The organism is Prauserella muralis, assembly GCF_003202285.1.
Lineage (GTDB): Bacteria > Actinomycetota > Actinomycetes > Mycobacteriales > Pseudonocardiaceae > Prauserella_B > Prauserella_B muralis.
In genome coordinates this window covers 1,592,692-1,609,457 of the sequence record NZ_MASW01000001.1, presented here as the reverse complement: position 1 = coordinate 1,609,457, position 16,766 = coordinate 1,592,692, and the positions used below count along the sequence as shown (strand labels likewise).

Genomic DNA, 16,766 nt, shown 5'->3' with positions numbered 1-16,766 from the left:
CGCGGGCTAACTGCAGCCGTCAGGACTCATCCTTCTTGCTGGCAGGCTGGTCGGCGTCGGCACCCTCGGCGGGGTCGGCGGTCGCCTCGTCCGTCGCGGAGGCCGGAGCCTCCGTGTCGGTGTCCTCCTCGGACTTCGCCTCGGCGTCAGCCAGCTCAGCGTCGGTGTCCTCGGCCTTGGCCTCGTCCGCCGTCGCCTCCGCGGGCTCGTCGGTCCCGGCCTCCGCAGCGGCGGGCGCCGCGGCAGCCTGGTCCTTGGCGAACTTCGTCTTGCGAGCTGCCTCAGCCTCGGAGGTCACGGTCTTCTCCGACACCAGCTCGATGACCGCCATCGGGGCGTTGTCGCCCTTGCGCGGCAGCGTCTTGGTGATGCGGACGTAACCACCGTTGCGGTCCTCGAAGAACGGACCGATCTCGGCCATCAGCTTGTGCACGACGTCCTTGTCACGGATGACCCGCATGATCTGACGCCGATTGTGCAGGTCGCCGCGCTTGGCCTTGCTGATCAGCTTCTCGGCCAGCGGGCGCACCCGCTTGGCCTTCACCTCGGTGGTGGTGATCCTGCCGTGCTCGAACAGCGACGTGGCCAGGTTCGCCAGCATCAGCCGTTCGTGCGACGGCGAGCCACCGAGACGGGGTCCCTTGGTGGGGGTGGGCATCGGTTCTCCTCGTTCAGCTTCTCAGCCGCAAGACCAGGCGGTCCACACCGGTGTCCGTTGTGGACCGCCGCGCCCGGTCCTACAGCTGCTCCGTCTCTGCGTAGTCCTGGCCATCGTCGTGGCCGCCGTCCGGGAGGCCGTCAACGCCGTCGCTGCTCCAGCTCTCGCCTTCGTAGCTGGACGCGGCGGCCGTCGGGTCGAACCCGGGCGGGCTGTCCTTCAGCGTGAGGCCGAGACCGGCGAGCTTCATCTTGACCTCGTCGATCGACTTCGCACCGAAGTTCCGGATGTCGAGCAGGTCGGCCTCGCTGCGCGAGACCAGCTCGCCGACCGTGTGGATTCCCTCGCGCTTGAGGCAGTTGTAGGACCGCACGGTCAGGTCCAGGTCCTCGATCGGCATCGCGTAGGCGGCGATGGTGTCCGCCTCCTGCGGCGACGGGCCGATCTCGATGCCCTCGGCGTCGACGTTGAGCTCCCGAGCCAGGCCGAACAGCTCGACCAGCGTCTTACCAGCCGACGCGACGGCGTCACGCGGCGTGATCGACGGCTTGGTCTCCACGTCGAGGATCAGCTTGTCGAAGTCTGTCCGCTGCTCGACACGGGTGGCCTCGACCTTGTAGGTCACCTTCAGCACCGGCGAGTAGATCGAGTCGACCGGAATCCGGCCGATCTCGGCGCCGGCCTGCTTGTTCTGCAGCGCGGGCACGTAGCCGCGGCCACGCTCGACCACCAGCTCGATCTCCAGCTTGCCCTTGCCGTTGAGCGAGGCGATGTGCAGATCGGGGTTGTGCACGGTGACACCGGCGGGCGGCACGATGTCGGCAGCCGTCACCTCGCCAGGCCCCTGCTTGCGCAGGTACATGGTGACCGGCTCGTCCTCCTCGGAGGAGACGACAAGCTCCTTGAGGTTCAGGATGATCTCGGTGACGTCTTCCTTCACCCCGGGCACGGTGGTGAACTCGTGCAGCACGCCGTCGATGCGGATGCTGGTCACCGCAGCGCCCGGAATGGACGACAGCAGCGTGCGCCGCAGCGAGTTGCCGAGCGTGTAGCCGAAGCCCGGCTCGAGCGGCTCGATGGTGAACCGAGAGCGGGTCTCGTTGACCGTCTCCTCGCCGAGGGACGGCCGCTGGGAAATCAGCACTTTCCTTCTTCCTTTCCTGCCGACGCCCGCCATATGACGCCGAAAGGTGTGGCGTAGCGGCGACGCCTTCCAAGCGCCGCCGCCGGACCCCCTCCTGGCCGGAGCCAGGCCGAGATCACTTCGAGTAGAACTCGACGATCAGCTGTTCCTGCACCGGAATCTCGATCTGCGCACGCTCCGGGAGCTGGTGCACCAGGATGCGCAGGTTCGACGGCACGACCTGCAGCCACGCCGGGATGGGACGCTCGCCCATCGCCTCCTTGGCGGCCACGAACGGCAGCATCTGCAACGACTTCGGCCGCACGTCGATGATGTCGAACTTGGACACCCGGAAGCTGGGAATGTTGACGTTCTCGCCGTTGACCATGAAGTGGCCGTGGCTGACCAGCTGCCGGGCCTGCCGGCGCGTGCGAGCCAGGCCGGCACGGTAAACGACGTTGTCGAGGCGCGACTCGAGAATCTGCAGCAGGTTCTCGCCGGTCTTGCCTGCGCGCCGAGCCGCCTCCTCGTAGTAGCGCTTGAACTGGCGCTCGAGGATGCCGTAGGTGTGGCGAGCCTTCTGCTTCTCCTGCAGCTGAAGCAGGTACTCGCTCTCCTTGATCCGACCGCGGCCGTGCTGGCCGGGCGGGTACGGACGGCGCTCGAACGCCTGGTCGCCGCCGATGAGGTCAACCTTGAGGCGCCGCGAGATACGGGTTGCGGGGCCGGTGTAACGAGCCATGTGTGCTTACTCCTCCCCGTTCCTCAGACCCGGCGCCGCTTCGGCGGGCGGCAGCCGTTGTGGGGCTGCGGGGTCACGTCCTGGATGGTGCCGACCTCGAGACCCGCGGCCTGCAGCGAGCGGATCGCCGTCTCGCGGCCGGAACCGGGGCCCTTCACGAACACGTCGACCTTTTTCATGCCGTGCTCGGCGGCCTTACGAGCGGCGTTCTCGGCGGCCATCTGCGCGGCGAACGGCGTGGACTTACGAGAGCCCTTGAAGCCGACGTGCCCGGACGAAGCCCATGAGATCACGGCACCGTTCGGGTCGGTGATGGAGATGATCGTGTTGTTGAACGTGCTCTTGATGTGGGCGTGCCCATGAGCGACGTTTTTCTTTTCCTTGCGGCGAACCTTCTTGGCGCCGCCAGTACGAGCCTTCGGTGGCATGTCTGGGTGATTCTCCTCTTAGCGCGAGTTCTGCTGGTGGGCTGCCGCGGCTTCACGCTGGCCGCGCCGGATCACGCTGCCGGCGTCGGTGTACAGCTGGCGCAGCGCCATCGGACGGGCGTAGAGAGCCTTGGGCGATACACACGAGGCCGCGCCGCGGCGCTGGTTGACGGCGCCCTGCACGACCCTCTTGCCACGTACGCTCACTTCTTGCCCGCCTTCTTCTTGCCGGCGACCGTCTTCTTCGGGCCCTTGCGGGTGCGGGCGTTCGTCTTCGTGCGCTGCCCGCGGACGGGCAGGCCACGGCGCCACCGCAGACCCTCGTAGCACCCGATCTCGATCTTGCGACGGATGTCAGCGTTTACCTCGCGGCGGAGGTCACCCTCGACCTTGAAGTTCTCTTCGATGTAGTCCCGCAGCTTCACAAGGTCGTCGTCGCTCAGGTCCTTCACGCGGGTGTCCGCGCTCAGCTCTGTAGCGGCGAGCAGTTCCTTGGAGCGGGTACGGCCGATGCCGTAGATGTAGGTCAGCGCGATCTCCAACCGCTTCTCGCGGGGGAGGTCGACGCCAGCGAGTCGTGCCATTGGCGCTTGTGCTCCTTCTTCGTCGTGTCCCCAGGTCTGCTCCCCGTCCATTCCGGGACGACTCGCTGTCGTCCACCCGCTCTCGCGGATGGTGTCCCGGCCCCGGCCTGGAGTCCGGGGGTGAACCAGACCGTCGCTCGCGCGCGCGGCCCGGCAGGTGCGGGGAGTATGCAGATGTCAAGCCACTCTGTGACGAGTGCTCGTGATCAGCCCTGCCGCTGCTTGTGCCGCAGGTTGTCGCAGATCACCATGATCCGGCCGTGGCGGCGGACGATCTGGCACTTGTCGCAGATCCTCTTGACGCTCGGTTTGACCTTCACGTCTCCTGCTTTCTGAGCTTGTGCTGCGTTGCTGCGTGCCCCTGGCGGAGGTCACCCTCCGCCACGCTCACCGTGATCACTTGTAGCGGTAGACGATGCGACCACGGGACAAGTCGTAGGGTGACAGCTCTACGACAACCCTGTCCTCCGGCAGGATGCGGATGTAGTGCTGCCGCATCTTGCCGCTGATGTGGGCCAGGACCTTGTGGCCGTTCTCCAACTCGACGCGGAACATCGCGTTGGGAAGCGGCTCGATCACGCGGCCTTCGACTTCAATGGCCCCGTCCTTCTTCGCCATATCCTCCGCGTTTCGTGATTGGTTGAGCCGTGGGTGCTTACCTTGCTTGACGGCACGCGCGCCACCTCGACTCCAATGCCCGGGATACACAAGCGCGATGGAATCGACGTGATGAGCACGCCGACTAAACAGTGTACGCACCCCGTGTCAAGCCGCCCAAACGGGGCCCGGATGTGTTAGGCACGCGACAACCGGACGTCACCAGCCGTTCAATAGTAACACCGTCACCGAACTCCGGCATCACCCGACTCGCTGCATTTCGCCCGCTAAACGCACGTCACCGGCGCCCATGCCGGCACGGTTAGCGGGTTAAACGCAGTCCGGGGCAGGCGTGGGCGCCGGGGTTGCGGGATGTCAGGAAGACGCGTCTTCGGGCGCGGTCAGCACCCACGGACCGTCATCGGTCACTGCCACGGTGTGTTCCCAGTGGGCTGCCCGGGAGCCGTCGGCGGTGATGACGGTCCAGCCGTCGTCCAGCTCGACCGTCTCCGCCGAACCACCCGTGAGCATCGGCTCGATCGCCAGCGCCATCCCGGGCCGTAGCACGGGACCCTTGCCGGGTTTGCCCAGATTCGGCAGGAAGGGTTCCATGTGCATCTGCCTGCCGATGCCGTGCCCGCCGTACTCGGCAACCAGGCCGTAGTCGAACCCGTCGGCCTGACGCGCGCGCTCCGCCGCCGTTTCGATCGCATGGGAGATATCGGTCAGGTGGGCACCGGCCTCGACTGCCTCGATCCCGGCCCACATGGCCGCGCGTGTGGCCGCCGACAGCGACCGGTCGCCGACAGGTACGTCACCCACCTGAATGGTCACGGCCGAGTCGCCATGCCAGCCGTCGAGGATCGCGCCGCAGTCGATCGACAGCAGATCGCCCTCCGCAAGCGTTTGCGGACCGGGGATGCCATGCACGATCTGCTCGTTCACCGACGCACAGATCGACGCAGGAAAGCCGTGGTAGCCCTTGAACGACGGCGCCGCGCCGGCGTCCCGGATCGTCTGCTCCGCCAGTTCGTCCAGCTCAGCAGTGGTCACCCCGGGTTGCGCGGCCTTGGTCACGGCGGCCAGTGTCCGCGCCACGACCAAGCCGGCCGCTCGCATGGCCTCCAGCTCGGTCCGCGTTTTGATCTCGATCATGCCGCCCCGGCGCAACCGCCTCAGCGCGCGGAAAACCCGCAGGGTCACGACGTGGCTTCGAGCGCGTTCAGCACCCTCGACGACACCTCGTCGACGTCGCCGACGCCGTCCACGGTCACCAGAATGTCCCCGTAGTACTCCAGCAGCGGCGCGGTCTCCGACCGGTACACCTGCTGCCGGCGGCGGATGACCTCCTCGGTGTCGTCGGTCCGGCCGCGCGCCAGCAGGCGCTCGACAAGCACGTCCTCCGCGACTTGCAACTCGATCACCGCGTCGAGAGCCATGCCTGCCTCAGCCAGCATCTCGCCGAGTACCTCGGCCTGCTTGGTGTTGCGGGGGAAGCCGTCGAGCAGGAAACCGCGCTTGGCATCGGGATCGGCCAGCCGCTCCCGCACCATCTCGTTGGTCACCGAGTCCGGAACCAGGTCACCGGAGTCGAGATAGCGCTTGGCCTCCTGGCCGAGCGGGGTCTGCTCGCTCACGTGCGCCCGGAACAGGTCGCCCGTGGAGATGTGCGGGACGCCGAGCCGCGCCGACAATGCGGCCGCCTGCGTGCCCTTACCGGCACCTGGGGGACCGACAAGAACCACACGCGTCATCGGAGGAACCCTTCGTAGTTGCGCTGCATGAGCTGGCTTTCGATCTGCTTCACGGTGTCAAGACCGACACCGACCATGATCAGCACAGCAGTGCCGCCGAACGGGAAGTTCTGGTTGTTCCCCTGGCCGGTGATGGACAGGAAGAAGTTCGGCAGGATGGCCACGATGCCCAGGTAGATCGACCCGGGCAGGGTGATCCGGCTGAGGACGAAGCCGAGGTACTCGGCGGTGGGCCTTCCGGGTCGGATGCCGGGGATGAACCCGCCGAACTTCTTCATCTCCTCAGCACGTTCGTCGACGTTGAACGTGATGGTGATGTAGAAGTACGTGAAGAAGATGATCAGCGCGAAGTACAGCGTGATGTGCACCCAGCTCGACTGGTCGACCAGGTAGGTCTGCAGGAACCGCTGCCAGGTGGACGCCTCGTTCTGGTCACCGATGAGGCTGCCGATGAGGTTCGGCAGGTACAGCAGCGACGACGCGAAGATCACCGGGATGACACCGGCCTGGTTCACCTTGATCGGCAGGTAGGTCGAGGTGCCGCCGTACATCCGCCTGCCGATCATGCGCTTGGCGTACTGCACGGGAATCCGACGCTGGCCCTGTTCGACGAAGATGACGCTCGCGATGATCGCCAGTCCGAGGAGGCACACGAAGAAGAAGACGAGGCCACCCTGGTTGTTCAGGATGTTGCCGCCTTCCGCGGGGATCCGCGCCGCGATGTTGAGGAAGATCAGCAGCGACATGCCGTTGCCGACGCCGCGCTCGGTGATGAGCTCGCCGAGCCACATCATGACGGCGGTGCCGGCCGTCATCGTCAGCACGGTGAGCGCCAGCGTGTACACGCTGTTGTCCGGCAGCACCGGCTGGGAGCACTCGCCGAACAGGCCACCGCGGTCGGCGAGGGCGATGATGCCCGTCGCCTGCAGGATCGCGAGCGCGATCGTCAGGTAGCGCGTGTACTGGGTGAGCTTGCCCTGACCGGCCTGACCCTCCTTCTTCAGCTCTTCGAAGCGAGGGATCACCACGGTGAGCAGCTGCACGATGATGCTCGCCGTGATGTAGGGCATGATGCCCGTCGCGAAGATGGAGAGCTGCAGGAGCGCACCGCCGCTGAAGAGGTTCAGCAGCGAGAAGAAGCTCTGGTCTTGGAGCTGCGCCTGACAGGCCTGAACGTTCGGGTATGACACCCCGGGCGCCGGCATGACCGCACCGATCCGGTACACGGCGACGATCATCAGCGTGAACAGGATCTTCTTGCGCAGGTCCGGCGTCGCGAGAGCCGAGCGGAAGGCGCTGAGCACGCGGGGGACCTCCTCGGCGTCGTCGGTGGTCGACCGACGATCGGCTTTGGCCGGCATGGGGACCGGCAGGGCACACTGTCGCTGGCGGGCAAGCCAGGAGCGCTTCGGGGCATAGGTGTCCCGAAGCGTGACGTCGACTCTAACAGCCCCTCCCGGGGCGACCTCACGTAGTGCACTGTTCCGCTGTCCCGGCTCCGACCGCCACGCCGCCACAGTGCAGTTAGCCCGCGAAACGCACCGCGCCGAGGCCGGCAGAACGCGTTTCGCGGGCCAATTGCAGTACGGGGGGGCGTCAGCAGTCGGGGGTGGTGGACTCGACCTTGACGTCCCAGGCCGGCTGTGACGCCGGGCCGTCCACGACCACGTCGTGCACGTACCAGTAGTAGTGGCCGTAGTAGGGATCGCCGAAGTGCATCTCGTACGTGCCGGTCACGCGCTCGCGCATCGGCGCCGCGAAGATGTCCACCGCCTGGTGCGGACCCAGCTCATGCCGGATCTCGTCGGCCTTCGTGGTGGTCCAGCTCCACTCCTGGCTGAAGCTGGCCTCGTAGCCGGCCTCGAAGACCTCGCCCAGCGTCACACCCGCGCTGATGGTGACGCCCACCGAGTTGGTCGTGGTCTGCGACGACTCCCAGCGGATGACCCTGGTCGACGTCCCCTCAGAGCAGTTCTGCGCGCCACCTGCCAGCTCGTACGACCCGCGGTAGACCTCGGGCGAACCGGACGGATGAAACTCACACACGTCCGTTCTGCCCTGCTCGCACTCTTCCAGCAGCTGGCGGACGGTCGGCTCGTCGGCGGCTGACGCCACACCCGGCATCGCCAGCGCACCCACGATCGCCGCCGCGCCGGTGAGCACCGCTGCCATTCGCGTGCCACGTCGCATGTCGCTCGTCTCCTCTCAGCTCAGGCCCACGGTCACGGTGCGGTCGTTGATGTGGCCGCCCACGGTCGAATGGTTGTCTTTGTAGGGCCCGGCCCGGTCGCCGGACCCTGGGTAGAGCCAGACCCAGCACGAGGACCACGCCTGCACCGACGAGATTCGGTTCTTCCAGTCGTCACCGAGGTCGAGCCAGAAGTCGACCTTGTCGTTCTTCGGGCACGGCTCGGGAACCGTGATGGTGAGCGAGGATCCGCCGTAGTTCTCGTCCTCGAACACGACGGCGCCGATCACCTCGCCCGAGGCGCGGGCGACGTCGCTGCCCTGGTCCTGAGCGCGGGACTGAGCCTCGGCCCGCGTCGGGTAACAGGTGTGGTCGCCCGTTGCCGCTGAGTAGACGCAGTGCTCCTCGGTCTGTGTCGCGCCCGCGGGCGCCGCAGTGAGTGGCAACGCGACAAGTGCGCCGAATGCGGCAGAGACGGCCACGGCGGCGCCTCGTCTGTGCCGCCGGGCGTCGGTTCGGATGGGTGCCATTCGATCTCCTCCCCGCAGGCGAAGCCCGCTGCGGAATCGGTTCAGTCGGCACGTCGACTGTCCCGAAACGCAGCCATAGAGGTCCAGACCAACTCCGCGGTAACCCACCGACGTATCTCGCGGACCCTCCGATCAGCCGGGGCCAGTCGAGTGAACTCGGCCCCCGGTCTGCACCGGAGACGTCCGCCGGGGAGAACCGCCCGCCGCGTTTCGCGGGCAGAATGCGGTCCCCGGAGTGCAGTTAGCCCGCTAAACGCGGTCCAGGCGGGCGGGGAGAAGTGCAGTTAGCCCGCTAAACGCGGTTTGGGGAGGGGGCAGACGGCAACGGCCCGCCGGGTTCGCTGGGAACCGGGCGGGCCGTTGGTCGTTCGGTATCGCGCTCAGAGCGTGGTGGCGGAGCCACCCGCGGCTTCGAGCTTCTCCTTCGCACTTGCCGAGAAGGCGTCGGCGGTGACGTCCAGCTTGACGCCCTCGACGTCGCCGTTGCCCAGCACCTTCACGAGCTTGCCCTTGCGGACCAGGCCGCGGGCGACGAGCTCGTCCTTGCCGACCTGTCCGCCGTCGGCGAACACGCGGGCGATGTCGCCCACGTTCACCGGCTGGTACTCGGTGCGGAAGCGGTTCTTGAAGCCACGCAGCTTCGGCAGCCGCATGTGGATGGGCATCTGCCCACCCTCGAAGCCGGCGGGCACGTTCTTGCGGGCCTTGGTGCCCTTCGTGCCGCGGCCCGCGGTCTTGCCCTTCGAACCCTCACCACGGCCGACCCGGATCTTGTCCTGCTTCGAACCGGGGGCGGGCCGCAGATGGTGGATCTTGATGGCCATTACTTGACCTCCTCGACTTCCACCAGGTGCCGCACCGTGTGGATCAGGCCACGCACCTGCGGCGTGTCCTCACGCACCACGGACTGGCGGATCTTGCGCAGCCCGAGGGTCCGCAGCGAGGCCCGGTGGTTCTGCTTGGTGCCGATCATGCTCCGGACCTGGGTGACCTTCAGCTGAGCCATGTCACACCCCCTGGCCGGCACGCTGCCGCAGCATCCGGGCCGGAGCCACGTCCTCGAGGGGCAGGCCACGGCGGGCCGCGACCTCCTCGGGGCGCTGCAGGTCCTTCAGTGCCCGCACGGTCGCGTGCACGATGTTGATCGCGTTGTCGCTGCCGAGCGACTTGGACAGCACATCGTGCACACCCGCGCACTCCAGCACGGCACGGACCGGGCCACCGGCGATGACACCGGTACCGGGGCTGGCCGGGCGCAGCAGCACCACACCGGCAGCCTCCTCACCCTGGACCGGGTGCGGGATGGTGCCTGCGATCCGAGGCACGCGGAAGAAGTTCTTCTTCGCCTCCTCGACGCCCTTGGCGATCGCCGCGGGCACCTCCTTGGCCTTGCCATAGCCGACGCCGACCTGCCCGTCGCCGTCACCGACGACGACCAGCGCGGTGAAGCTGAAGCGACGACCACCCTTGACGACCTTGGCCACGCGGTTGATCGCTACGACGCGCTCGAGGTGCGGGGTCTTGTCCTGGGCCGCCCCGCCACGGCCACCGTCACGACGGTCCCTGCGGTCCCGGCCGCCACCGCGCTCGCGGTCGCCGCCCGGTCCGCCCTGGCCGCCGGATTGCCGCGTACGTCCCGGCATCAGGCGTTCCTTCCGTTCTCGAGAATGTTCACTGTCCTAGAACTCCAACCCCGCCTCGCGGGCGGCGTCGGCCAGCGCGGCGATCCGGCCGTGGTAGGCGTTGCCACCCCGGTCGAAGACCACACTGGAGATGCCCGCGTTCTTGGCGCGGGCCGCGACCAGCTCGCCGACCTTGGCGGCCTTGGCCTTCTTGTCGCCCTCCATCGTCCGCACGTCCGCCTCCAGGCTGGACGCCGACGCCAGGGTGTGCCCCGCGAGGTCGTCGATCAGCTGAACGACGATGTGCCGCGTGGACCGCTTCACCGACATCCTCGGCCGCTGCGAGGTGCCGCTGATCTTCTTGCGCAGCCGGTTGTGCCGACGGACCTTCGCGGCGCGACGCCGGGTGGAGATGTCCTTGCCGATCGGCTTGCGCTTGGTAACCGCTTCGCTCATGATCACTTACCCGTCTTTCCGACCTTGCGACGGATACGCTCGCCCTCGTAGCGCAGGCCCTTGCCCTTGTACGGGTCCGGACGGCGCAGCTTGCGGATGACCGCGGCGGTCTGGCCGACCCTCTGCTTGTCGATGCCGGACACCGAGAACCGCGTGGGGCTCTCCACCTTGAAGGTGATGCCGTCGGGAGCTTTGATCGTCACCGGGTGGCTGTAGCCGAGCGCGAACTCCAGGTCGGAACCCTTCGCCTGCACGCGGTAGCCGACCCCGTGGATCTCCATCTTCTTCTCGTAGCCCTCGGTGACACCCACGACGAGGTTGTTCACCAGGGTGCGGGTCAGCCCGTGCAGCGAGCGGCTCTCCCGCTCGTCGTCCGGACGCTTCACCTCGATGACGCCGTCCTCGCCGCGCTCCACCGTGATGGGCTCGGGAACCGTGTGCTCGAGGGTGCCCTTGGGCCCCTTGACCGTGACGTGCTGCCCGTCGATGGTCACCTCGACCCCGGAGGGGACGGTGATCGGCAGCTTTCCGATGCGTGACATGGCCAGTCCCCCTTCCTCACCAGACGTAGGCGAGGACTTCGCCGCCCACGCCATTGCGCTTGCACTGCCGGTCGGTCTGCAGGCCCGAGGACGTCGAGATGATCGCGACGCCAAGGCCGCCAAGGACGTTGGGCAGGTTCGTCGACTTCGCGTACACCCGCAGTCCCGGCTTCGACACCCGGCGCAGGCCGGCGATGCTGCGCTCTCGGTTCGGGCCGAACTTGAGCTCGACGACGAGGTTCTTGTGCTTCTCGCCCGGCTCGGTGCGGTAGCTCGCGATGTAGCCCTCACGCTTGAGGATCTCGGCGATGTTCGCCTTGATCTTGGAGTGAGGAAGCACGACCTCGTCGTGGTACGCCGAGTTCGCGTTGCGCAGACGTGTCAGGAAGTCTGCGATCGGGTCGGTCATCGTCATGGTGACCTGTCAACCTTTCTCGCCCTGGTTCCCCGCGGAGGCGGGGCCTGTGGCGAAGTGGGGGTGGTAAAAAGCCTTCACCAGCTGGACTTGTTCACGCCCGGAAGCTGGCCCGCGTGCGCCATCTCCCGCAGGCAGATCCGGCACAGGCCGAACTTGCGGTACACCGAGTGCGGCCTGCCGCAGCGCTGGCACCGGGTGTAGGCGCGGACCTTGAACTTCGGCTTACGGGCGGCCTTGGCGATCAGAGCTTTCTTGGCCATCTGCTCAGTTCTCCTTGAACGGGAAGCCGAGCTTGCGAAGCAGCGCGCGGCCCTCGTCGTCGTTCGTGGCGGTCGTGACCACCGTGACGTCCATGCCGCGAGGGCGGTCGATGGAGTCGGGGTCGATCTCGTGGAACATCGACTGCTCGGTCAGCCCGAACGTGTAGTTGCCGTTGCCGTCGAACTGCCTCGGCGACAGGCCACGGAAGTCACGGATGCGCGGCAGCGCGATGGTCAGCAGCCGGTCCAGGAACTCCCACATGCGGTCGCCGCGCAGCGTCACGCGTGCACCGATCGGCTGGCCCTCGCGCAGCTTGAACTGAGCGATGGACTTGCGCGCCCTGCGCACCTCGGGCTTCTGCCCGGTGATGGCGGCGAGGTCCCGAATGGCACCCTCGATCAGCTTGCTGTCCCGAGCGGCGTCGCCGACGCCCATGTTCACCACGACCTTGACCACACCGGGAATCTGGTGCGGGTTGGCGTAGCTGAACTCCTCGCGCAGTTCGGCCTTGATCTCGTCGCGGTACCGGGCCCTCAGCCGCGGGCCCGCGTACGTCGTCTCTGCGGTCGTCATCAGATGTCCTTGCCCGTCCTCCGCGAGATACGAACCTTCTTGCCGTCCTCGCCGATGCGGTAGCCGACGCGAGTCGGCTTGCCGTCGGAGTCCACGACCATCACGTTCGACACGTGGATGGGCGCCTCCTGGGTGATGATGCCGCCGGACTGGGCGCCACGCTGCGTCTGCGTGATGCGCGTGTGCTTCTTGATCCGGTTCACACCCTCGACCAGGACCCGCTGGCGGTCCGGGTAGGCCTGGATGACCTTGCCCTTGGCGCCCTTGTCCTTACCGGCGATGACGAGGACGGTGTCCCCCTTCTTCACCTTCATTCAGAGCACCTCCGGCGCGAGCGAGATGATCTTCATGAACTTCCGGTCGCGGAGCTCGCGACCGACCGGACCGAAGATGCGGGTGCCTCGCGGCTCGTTGTCGTTCTTGATGAGCACCGCGGCGTTCTCGTCGAAGCGGATGTAGGAGCCGTCGGGGCGACGCTTCTCCTTAACCGTGCGGACGACGACGGCCTTGACCACGTCACCCCGCTTCACATTGGCGCCCGGGATGGCGTCCTTGACGGTGGCGACGATGATGTCGCCGATGCCCGCGTAGCGCCGCCCCGAGCCACCGAGCACGCGGATGGTCAGGATCTCCTTGGCACCCGTGTTGTCGGCGACTCGTAGTCGCGACTCCTGCTGGATCACGTCAACTCCTGTATGTCGCGCCGGTTCTCGGCGTCGCCGAGCCTGGCGGAACGAAGGGAGCCCTGAACGGGCCCCTGCTTACTGTGCCTTGCGTTCGACACACACGTCGGCGTCACCAGAGCCTGCGCTGCGACTTCCAGCACAAGCCCAGCCACGCAACGGCCCTGCTGCCGCCGCCGCGTACCGCCGCGGGCGGGTCGAACGCATCACTTGGCCTTCTCGCGGATCTCGACCAGCCGCCAGCGCTTGGTGGCGGACATCGGCCGGGTCTCCATCAGCAGCACCCGGTCACCCACGCCGGCCGTGTTCTGCTCGTCGTGCGCCTTCACCTTCTTGGTGGAGCGCATGACCTTGCCGTACAGCGGGTGCTTCTTGCGGTCCTCGAGCTCGACCACGATCGTCTTGTTCATCTTGTCGGACACGACCAGGCCCTCGCGGACCTTCCGGTAGTTGCGGCCCGACTCCTTCTTCTGCGCCGGCTCCGTCATGCCGCACCCTCACTCTCGTTCTCCTCGGGCGCGATGGACAGCCCGAGCTCCCGCTCACGCATCACGGTGTAGATCCGCGCGATGTCGGCGCGGACCGTGCGCAGCCTGCGGTTGTTGTCGAGCTGACCGGTCGCCATCTGGAAGCGGAGGTTGAACAGCTCCTCCTTGGCCTCCTTGAGGCGCAGCACCAGCTCTTCCGCAGTGAGCTCACGAAGCTCCGACGCCGCGACTCCTGCAGCCTTCGCCATCAGAACTCACTACCTTCCCGGGTCACGATCCGGCACTTCATCGGCAGCTTGTGGATCGCACGGCGCAGCGCCTCGCGAGCCACCGCCTCGTTCGGGAAGCTCATCTCGAACATCACGCGACCGGGCTTGACGTTGGCGACCCACCACTCGGGCGAGCCCTTGCCGGAACCCATGCGGGTCTCGGCGGGCTTCTTGGTGAGCGGCCGGTCCGGGAAGATGTTGATCCAGATCTTGCCGCCACGCTTGATGTGCCGGGTCATGGCGATACGAGCGGACTCGATCTGCCGGTTCGTCACATAGCTGTGCTCGAGCGCCTGGATGCCGTACTCACCGAAGTTGACCTTCGTGCCGCCCTTCGCGGCGCCCGACCGGCTCGGCGAGTGCTGCTTGCGGTGCTTGACCTTGCGTGGGATGAGCACGCGTCAGCCCTCCGTTTTCTCTGCGGCGTCCGGGGACGCCACCTGCGGGGCCTGGCTCGTCGCGGCGTCGGTGTCGCTCTGCGCGCCACCCTGGGACGCCGCGGCAGCCCGGCCGGCTTCGGTCGACGTCGGCGTGGTGCCCGACGCGCCGGAACGGCGCCGCGAGGGACGCTCACGGCGCGGGGCGCGCTCGGCAGCGGCCGCCGCGTCACGCTCGGCCCTGCCCTTGAGCCCGCCGACGATGTCGCCCTTGTAGATCCAGACCTTCACGCCGATGCGGCCGAAGGTCGTGCGAGCCTCGAAGAAGCCGTAGTCGATGTCGGCCCGCAGCGTGTGCAGCGGGACGCGACCGTCGCGGTAGTGCTCGGAGCGCGACATCTCGGCACCGCCGAGACGGCCGCTGCACTGCACGCGGATGCCCTTGACCTGTGGCGAGCGCATCGACGTCTGGATCGCCTTGCGCATCGCACGCCGGAAGGCGACACGGTTGGACAGCTGCTCGGCGACGCCCTGTGCGACGAGCTGGGCGTCGGCCTCGGGGTTCTTGACCTCGAGGATGTTCAGCTGCACCTGCTTGCCGGTCAGCTTCTCCAGCGCGCCACGGATCCGGTCGGCCTCCGCGCCGCGGCGGCCGATGACGATGCCCGGCCGGGCGGTGTGGATGTCGACACGGACCCGGTCGCGGGTGCGCTCGATCTCCACCTTGGAGATGCCGGCCCGCTCCATGCCCGTGGACAGCAGCTTGCGGATCTTGACGTCCTCGGCCACGTACTCCGAGTACTGCTTGTCGGCGTACCAGCGCGACTTCCAGTCAGTGGTGATCCCGAGCCGGAAGCCGTGCGGGTTGATCTTCTGGCCCACTACCGGCCACCTGCCTTCTTCTTGCTCTTGGTCTTCGCCTCCGGCCGGGACTCCACCTCGACCGTGATGTGCGACGTCCGCTTCCGGATCCGGTACGCGCGGCCCTGGGCCCGCGGCCGGATGCGCTTCAGGGTCGGGCCGTCGTCGGCGTAGGCGTTCTTGACCCAGAGCGTGTCCGGGTCCAGGTCGAGGTTGTTCTCGGCGTTGGCCATGGCGCTGGCGAGCACCTTGGCCACCGGGCCACTGGCGGCCTGCGGGGAGAACCGCAGCACGGCCAGCGCCTCGTTGGCGTTACGGCCCTTGATCAGCTCGATCACCCGGCGCACCTTGCTCGGCGAGTCCCGGACGAAGCGAGCCCGAGCGAAGGCCGTGGGCAGCTCTTCGGCCTCCACGGCTGCGCTCTTCTCACGCGCGTTCATCGTCTAGTTCCTCTTCTCGGTGCGCGGCTCAGCGGCGACGCGACTTGCGGTCATCCTTGACGTGGCCCTTGAAGGTCCGCGTCGGGGCGAACTCGCCCAGCTTGTGGCCCACCATGGCCTCGGTGACGAACACCGGGACGTGCTTGCGGCCGTCGTGCACCGCGATGGTGTGACCGAGCATGTCCGGGATGATCGTGGACCTGCGGGACCAGGTCTTGATCACGGTCTTCTTGCCCGACTCGTTGAGCGCGTCCACCTTCTTGAGCAGGTGGTCGTCCACGAACGGGCCCTTTTTCAGGCTGCGCGGCATGTGCTTCTACCTCCCTGCTCAGCGCTTCTTGCCGGTGCGCCGGCGGCGGACGATCAACTGGTCGCTCGGCTTGCGACGGCGGGTGCGGCCCTCCGGCTTGCCGTTCGGGTTCACCGGGTGACGGCCACCGGACGTCTTGCCCTCACCACCACCGTGCGGGTGGTCGACCGGGTTCATGACCACACCACGGACGGTGGGGCGCTTGCCCCGCCACCGGTTGCGGCCCGCCTTGCCCCAGTTGATGTTGGAGTGCTCGGAGTTGCCGACCTCGCCGACGGTGGCGCGGTTACGCACGTCCACGTTGCGGATCTCGCCCGAGGGCATCCGCAGCTGGGCGTACGGGCCGTCCTTGGCGACGAGCTGCACGCGGGCGCCGGCCGACCGCGCGATCTTCGCGCCGCCACCGGGGCGGAGCTCGATCGCGTGGATCACGGTGCCCACCGGGATGTTGCGCAGCGGCAGGTTGTTGCCCGGCTTGATGTCGGCCCGCGGGCCGTTCTCCACCCGGTCACCCTGCTTGAGCTTCTCCGGCGCGATGATGTAGCGCTTCTCGCCGTCGGCGTAGTGCAACAGCGCGATCCGCGCCGAGCGGTTCGGGTCGTACTCGATGTGCGCGACCTTGGCAGGCACGCCGTCCTTGTCGTGACGACGGAAGTCGATGACGCGGTAGGCGCGCTTGTGCCCGCCACCCTTGTGCCGGGTGGTGATCTTGCCGGACGAGTTGCGGCCGCCGGACTTGCTCAGCGGGCGCAGCAGCGACTTCTCCGGCGTCGACCGGGTGATCTCCGCGAAATCGGAGACCGAGGAGCCCCGGCGCCCCGGAGTCGTTGGCTTGTACTTGCGGATGCCCATGTCTTCTCAG

Annotated in this window: 30 protein-coding genes; all 30 read right to left on the bottom strand. The window is 67.4% G+C overall.

The annotated features are described in order from the left end of the window. Nucleotides 1-19: 19 nt before the first annotated feature. The 30 genes from rplQ to rplB all read right to left on the bottom strand — a co-directional run bounded on the left by rplQ (nucleotide 20) and on the right by rplB (nucleotide 16,756). Complete coding sequence (rplQ, locus tag BAY60_RS08765) at nucleotides 20-658, bottom strand: 50S ribosomal protein L17 (RefSeq protein WP_112280242.1); 639 nt, start codon at nucleotides 656-658, stop codon at nucleotides 20-22. A 79-nt stretch (nucleotides 659-737) separates the two neighbouring features. Beyond that, the gene (locus BAY60_RS08760; RefSeq protein ID WP_112280241.1) at nucleotides 738-1,802 is read right to left on the bottom strand and encodes a DNA-directed RNA polymerase subunit alpha; all 1,065 of its coding nucleotides are present in this window, start codon (nucleotides 1,800-1,802) and stop codon (nucleotides 738-740) included. A gap of 115 nt (nucleotides 1,803-1,917) precedes the next feature. After that, a complete protein-coding gene (gene rpsD / locus BAY60_RS08755; protein WP_112280240.1) occupies nucleotides 1,918-2,523 on the bottom strand; it encodes a 30S ribosomal protein S4 in 606 nt (201 codons plus the stop codon). Between the two features lie 23 nt (nucleotides 2,524-2,546). Further along, nucleotides 2,547-2,951, bottom strand: coding sequence for a 30S ribosomal protein S11 (gene rpsK / locus BAY60_RS08750; protein WP_112280239.1), 405 nt, complete (start codon nucleotides 2,949-2,951; stop codon nucleotides 2,547-2,549). A gap of 18 nt (nucleotides 2,952-2,969) precedes the next feature. Continuing rightward, nucleotides 2,970-3,158, bottom strand: a complete 189-nt coding sequence (locus BAY60_RS08745) for a hypothetical protein (RefSeq protein ID WP_112280238.1) — start codon at nucleotides 3,156-3,158, stop codon at nucleotides 2,970-2,972. Beyond that, nucleotides 3,155-3,535 carry a 30S ribosomal protein S13 gene (gene rpsM, locus BAY60_RS08740; RefSeq protein ID WP_112280237.1) on the bottom strand — a complete coding sequence of 127 codons (381 nt, stop codon included), beginning with the start codon at nucleotides 3,533-3,535 and terminating at the stop codon, nucleotides 3,155-3,157. The genes BAY60_RS08745 and rpsM overlap by 4 nt, the downstream gene beginning before the upstream one ends. A gap of 206 nt (nucleotides 3,536-3,741) precedes the next feature. Continuing rightward, complete coding sequence (gene rpmJ, locus BAY60_RS08735; RefSeq protein WP_005461389.1) at nucleotides 3,742-3,855, bottom strand: 50S ribosomal protein L36; 114 nt, start codon at nucleotides 3,853-3,855, stop codon at nucleotides 3,742-3,744. 76 nt (nucleotides 3,856-3,931) lie between these two features. Further along, on the bottom strand, nucleotides 3,932-4,153 hold the full coding sequence (gene infA / locus BAY60_RS08730) for a translation initiation factor IF-1 (RefSeq protein ID WP_005443304.1): 222 nt from the start codon (nucleotides 4,151-4,153) through the stop codon (nucleotides 3,932-3,934). A 354-nt stretch (nucleotides 4,154-4,507) separates the two neighbouring features. Next, nucleotides 4,508-5,287, bottom strand: a complete 780-nt coding sequence (map, locus tag BAY60_RS08725) for a type I methionyl aminopeptidase (protein WP_112280813.1) — start codon at nucleotides 5,285-5,287, stop codon at nucleotides 4,508-4,510. Nucleotides 5,288-5,331: 44 nt separating this feature from the next. After that, nucleotides 5,332-5,886 carry an adenylate kinase gene (locus BAY60_RS08720; protein WP_112280236.1) on the bottom strand — a complete coding sequence of 185 codons (555 nt, stop codon included), beginning with the start codon at nucleotides 5,884-5,886 and terminating at the stop codon, nucleotides 5,332-5,334. Beyond that, nucleotides 5,883-7,190: a preprotein translocase subunit SecY gene (secY, locus tag BAY60_RS08715; RefSeq protein WP_112280812.1), complete on the bottom strand. Its 1,308-nt coding sequence runs from the start codon at nucleotides 7,188-7,190 to the stop codon at nucleotides 5,883-5,885. Before secY ends, BAY60_RS08720 begins: the two co-directional genes overlap by 4 nt. 292 nt (nucleotides 7,191-7,482) lie before the next feature. Continuing rightward, a complete protein-coding gene (locus BAY60_RS08710) occupies nucleotides 7,483-8,076 on the bottom strand; it encodes a hypothetical protein (RefSeq protein WP_245992374.1) in 594 nt (197 codons plus the stop codon). Between the two features lie 15 nt (nucleotides 8,077-8,091). Then, the gene (locus BAY60_RS08705) at nucleotides 8,092-8,604 is read right to left on the bottom strand and encodes a beta/gamma crystallin family protein (protein ID WP_245992373.1); all 513 of its coding nucleotides are present in this window, start codon (nucleotides 8,602-8,604) and stop codon (nucleotides 8,092-8,094) included. Between the two features lie 380 nt (nucleotides 8,605-8,984). Next, nucleotides 8,985-9,428, bottom strand: a complete 444-nt coding sequence (rplO, locus tag BAY60_RS08700) for a 50S ribosomal protein L15 (protein WP_112280235.1) — start codon at nucleotides 9,426-9,428, stop codon at nucleotides 8,985-8,987. Then, entirely contained in the window at nucleotides 9,428-9,610 is a 183-nt protein-coding gene (gene rpmD / locus BAY60_RS08695) for a 50S ribosomal protein L30 (RefSeq protein ID WP_112280234.1), read from the bottom strand. Before rpmD ends, rplO begins: the two co-directional genes overlap by 1 nt. Nucleotide 9,611: 1 nt before the next feature. After that, a complete protein-coding gene (gene rpsE, locus BAY60_RS08690; RefSeq protein WP_009152394.1) occupies nucleotides 9,612-10,247 on the bottom strand; it encodes a 30S ribosomal protein S5 in 636 nt (211 codons plus the stop codon). A 36-nt stretch (nucleotides 10,248-10,283) separates the two neighbouring features. After that, the gene (gene rplR / locus BAY60_RS08685; protein WP_112280233.1) at nucleotides 10,284-10,682 is read right to left on the bottom strand and encodes a 50S ribosomal protein L18; all 399 of its coding nucleotides are present in this window, start codon (nucleotides 10,680-10,682) and stop codon (nucleotides 10,284-10,286) included. A 2-nt stretch (nucleotides 10,683-10,684) separates the two neighbouring features. After that, nucleotides 10,685-11,224: a 50S ribosomal protein L6 gene (rplF, locus tag BAY60_RS08680; RefSeq protein WP_112280232.1), complete on the bottom strand. Its 540-nt coding sequence runs from the start codon at nucleotides 11,222-11,224 to the stop codon at nucleotides 10,685-10,687. Between the two features lie 16 nt (nucleotides 11,225-11,240). After that, complete coding sequence (gene rpsH, locus BAY60_RS08675; RefSeq protein ID WP_112280231.1) at nucleotides 11,241-11,639, bottom strand: 30S ribosomal protein S8; 399 nt, start codon at nucleotides 11,637-11,639, stop codon at nucleotides 11,241-11,243. A gap of 77 nt (nucleotides 11,640-11,716) precedes the next feature. Beyond that, entirely contained in the window at nucleotides 11,717-11,902 is a 186-nt protein-coding gene (locus BAY60_RS08670; protein ID WP_112280230.1) for a type Z 30S ribosomal protein S14, read from the bottom strand. A gap of 4 nt (nucleotides 11,903-11,906) precedes the next feature. Further along, nucleotides 11,907-12,476, bottom strand: coding sequence for a 50S ribosomal protein L5 (gene rplE / locus BAY60_RS08665; protein WP_112280229.1), 570 nt, complete (start codon nucleotides 12,474-12,476; stop codon nucleotides 11,907-11,909). Further along, nucleotides 12,476-12,790, bottom strand: coding sequence for a 50S ribosomal protein L24 (gene rplX, locus BAY60_RS08660; protein ID WP_112280228.1), 315 nt, complete (start codon nucleotides 12,788-12,790; stop codon nucleotides 12,476-12,478). The genes rplE and rplX overlap by 1 nt, the downstream gene beginning before the upstream one ends. After that, a complete protein-coding gene (rplN, locus tag BAY60_RS08655) occupies nucleotides 12,791-13,159 on the bottom strand; it encodes a 50S ribosomal protein L14 (RefSeq protein WP_112280227.1) in 369 nt (122 codons plus the stop codon). A gap of 206 nt (nucleotides 13,160-13,365) precedes the next feature. Next, nucleotides 13,366-13,647 (bottom strand): 30S ribosomal protein S17, encoded by a 282-nt coding sequence (rpsQ, locus tag BAY60_RS08650; protein WP_112280226.1) that lies wholly within the window; start codon nucleotides 13,645-13,647, stop codon nucleotides 13,366-13,368. Further along, on the bottom strand, nucleotides 13,644-13,895 hold the full coding sequence (rpmC, locus tag BAY60_RS08645; protein ID WP_112280225.1) for a 50S ribosomal protein L29: 252 nt from the start codon (nucleotides 13,893-13,895) through the stop codon (nucleotides 13,644-13,646). The genes rpsQ and rpmC overlap by 4 nt, the downstream gene beginning before the upstream one ends. Beyond that, nucleotides 13,895-14,314: a 50S ribosomal protein L16 gene (rplP, locus tag BAY60_RS08640; protein WP_112280224.1), complete on the bottom strand. Its 420-nt coding sequence runs from the start codon at nucleotides 14,312-14,314 to the stop codon at nucleotides 13,895-13,897. Before rplP ends, rpmC begins: the two co-directional genes overlap by 1 nt. Before the next feature lie 3 nt (nucleotides 14,315-14,317). Continuing rightward, on the bottom strand, nucleotides 14,318-15,175 hold the full coding sequence (gene rpsC, locus BAY60_RS08635; protein ID WP_112280223.1) for a 30S ribosomal protein S3: 858 nt from the start codon (nucleotides 15,173-15,175) through the stop codon (nucleotides 14,318-14,320). Beyond that, the gene (gene rplV / locus BAY60_RS08630) at nucleotides 15,175-15,594 is read right to left on the bottom strand and encodes a 50S ribosomal protein L22 (protein ID WP_112280222.1); all 420 of its coding nucleotides are present in this window, start codon (nucleotides 15,592-15,594) and stop codon (nucleotides 15,175-15,177) included. Before rplV ends, rpsC begins: the two co-directional genes overlap by 1 nt. Before the next feature lie 28 nt (nucleotides 15,595-15,622). Beyond that, complete coding sequence (gene rpsS / locus BAY60_RS08625) at nucleotides 15,623-15,904, bottom strand: 30S ribosomal protein S19 (protein WP_009152380.1); 282 nt, start codon at nucleotides 15,902-15,904, stop codon at nucleotides 15,623-15,625. Nucleotides 15,905-15,922: 18 nt separating this feature from the next. Continuing rightward, nucleotides 15,923-16,756, bottom strand: coding sequence for a 50S ribosomal protein L2 (rplB, locus tag BAY60_RS08620; protein ID WP_112280221.1), 834 nt, complete (start codon nucleotides 16,754-16,756; stop codon nucleotides 15,923-15,925). Nucleotides 16,757-16,766: the final 10 nt, after the last annotated feature.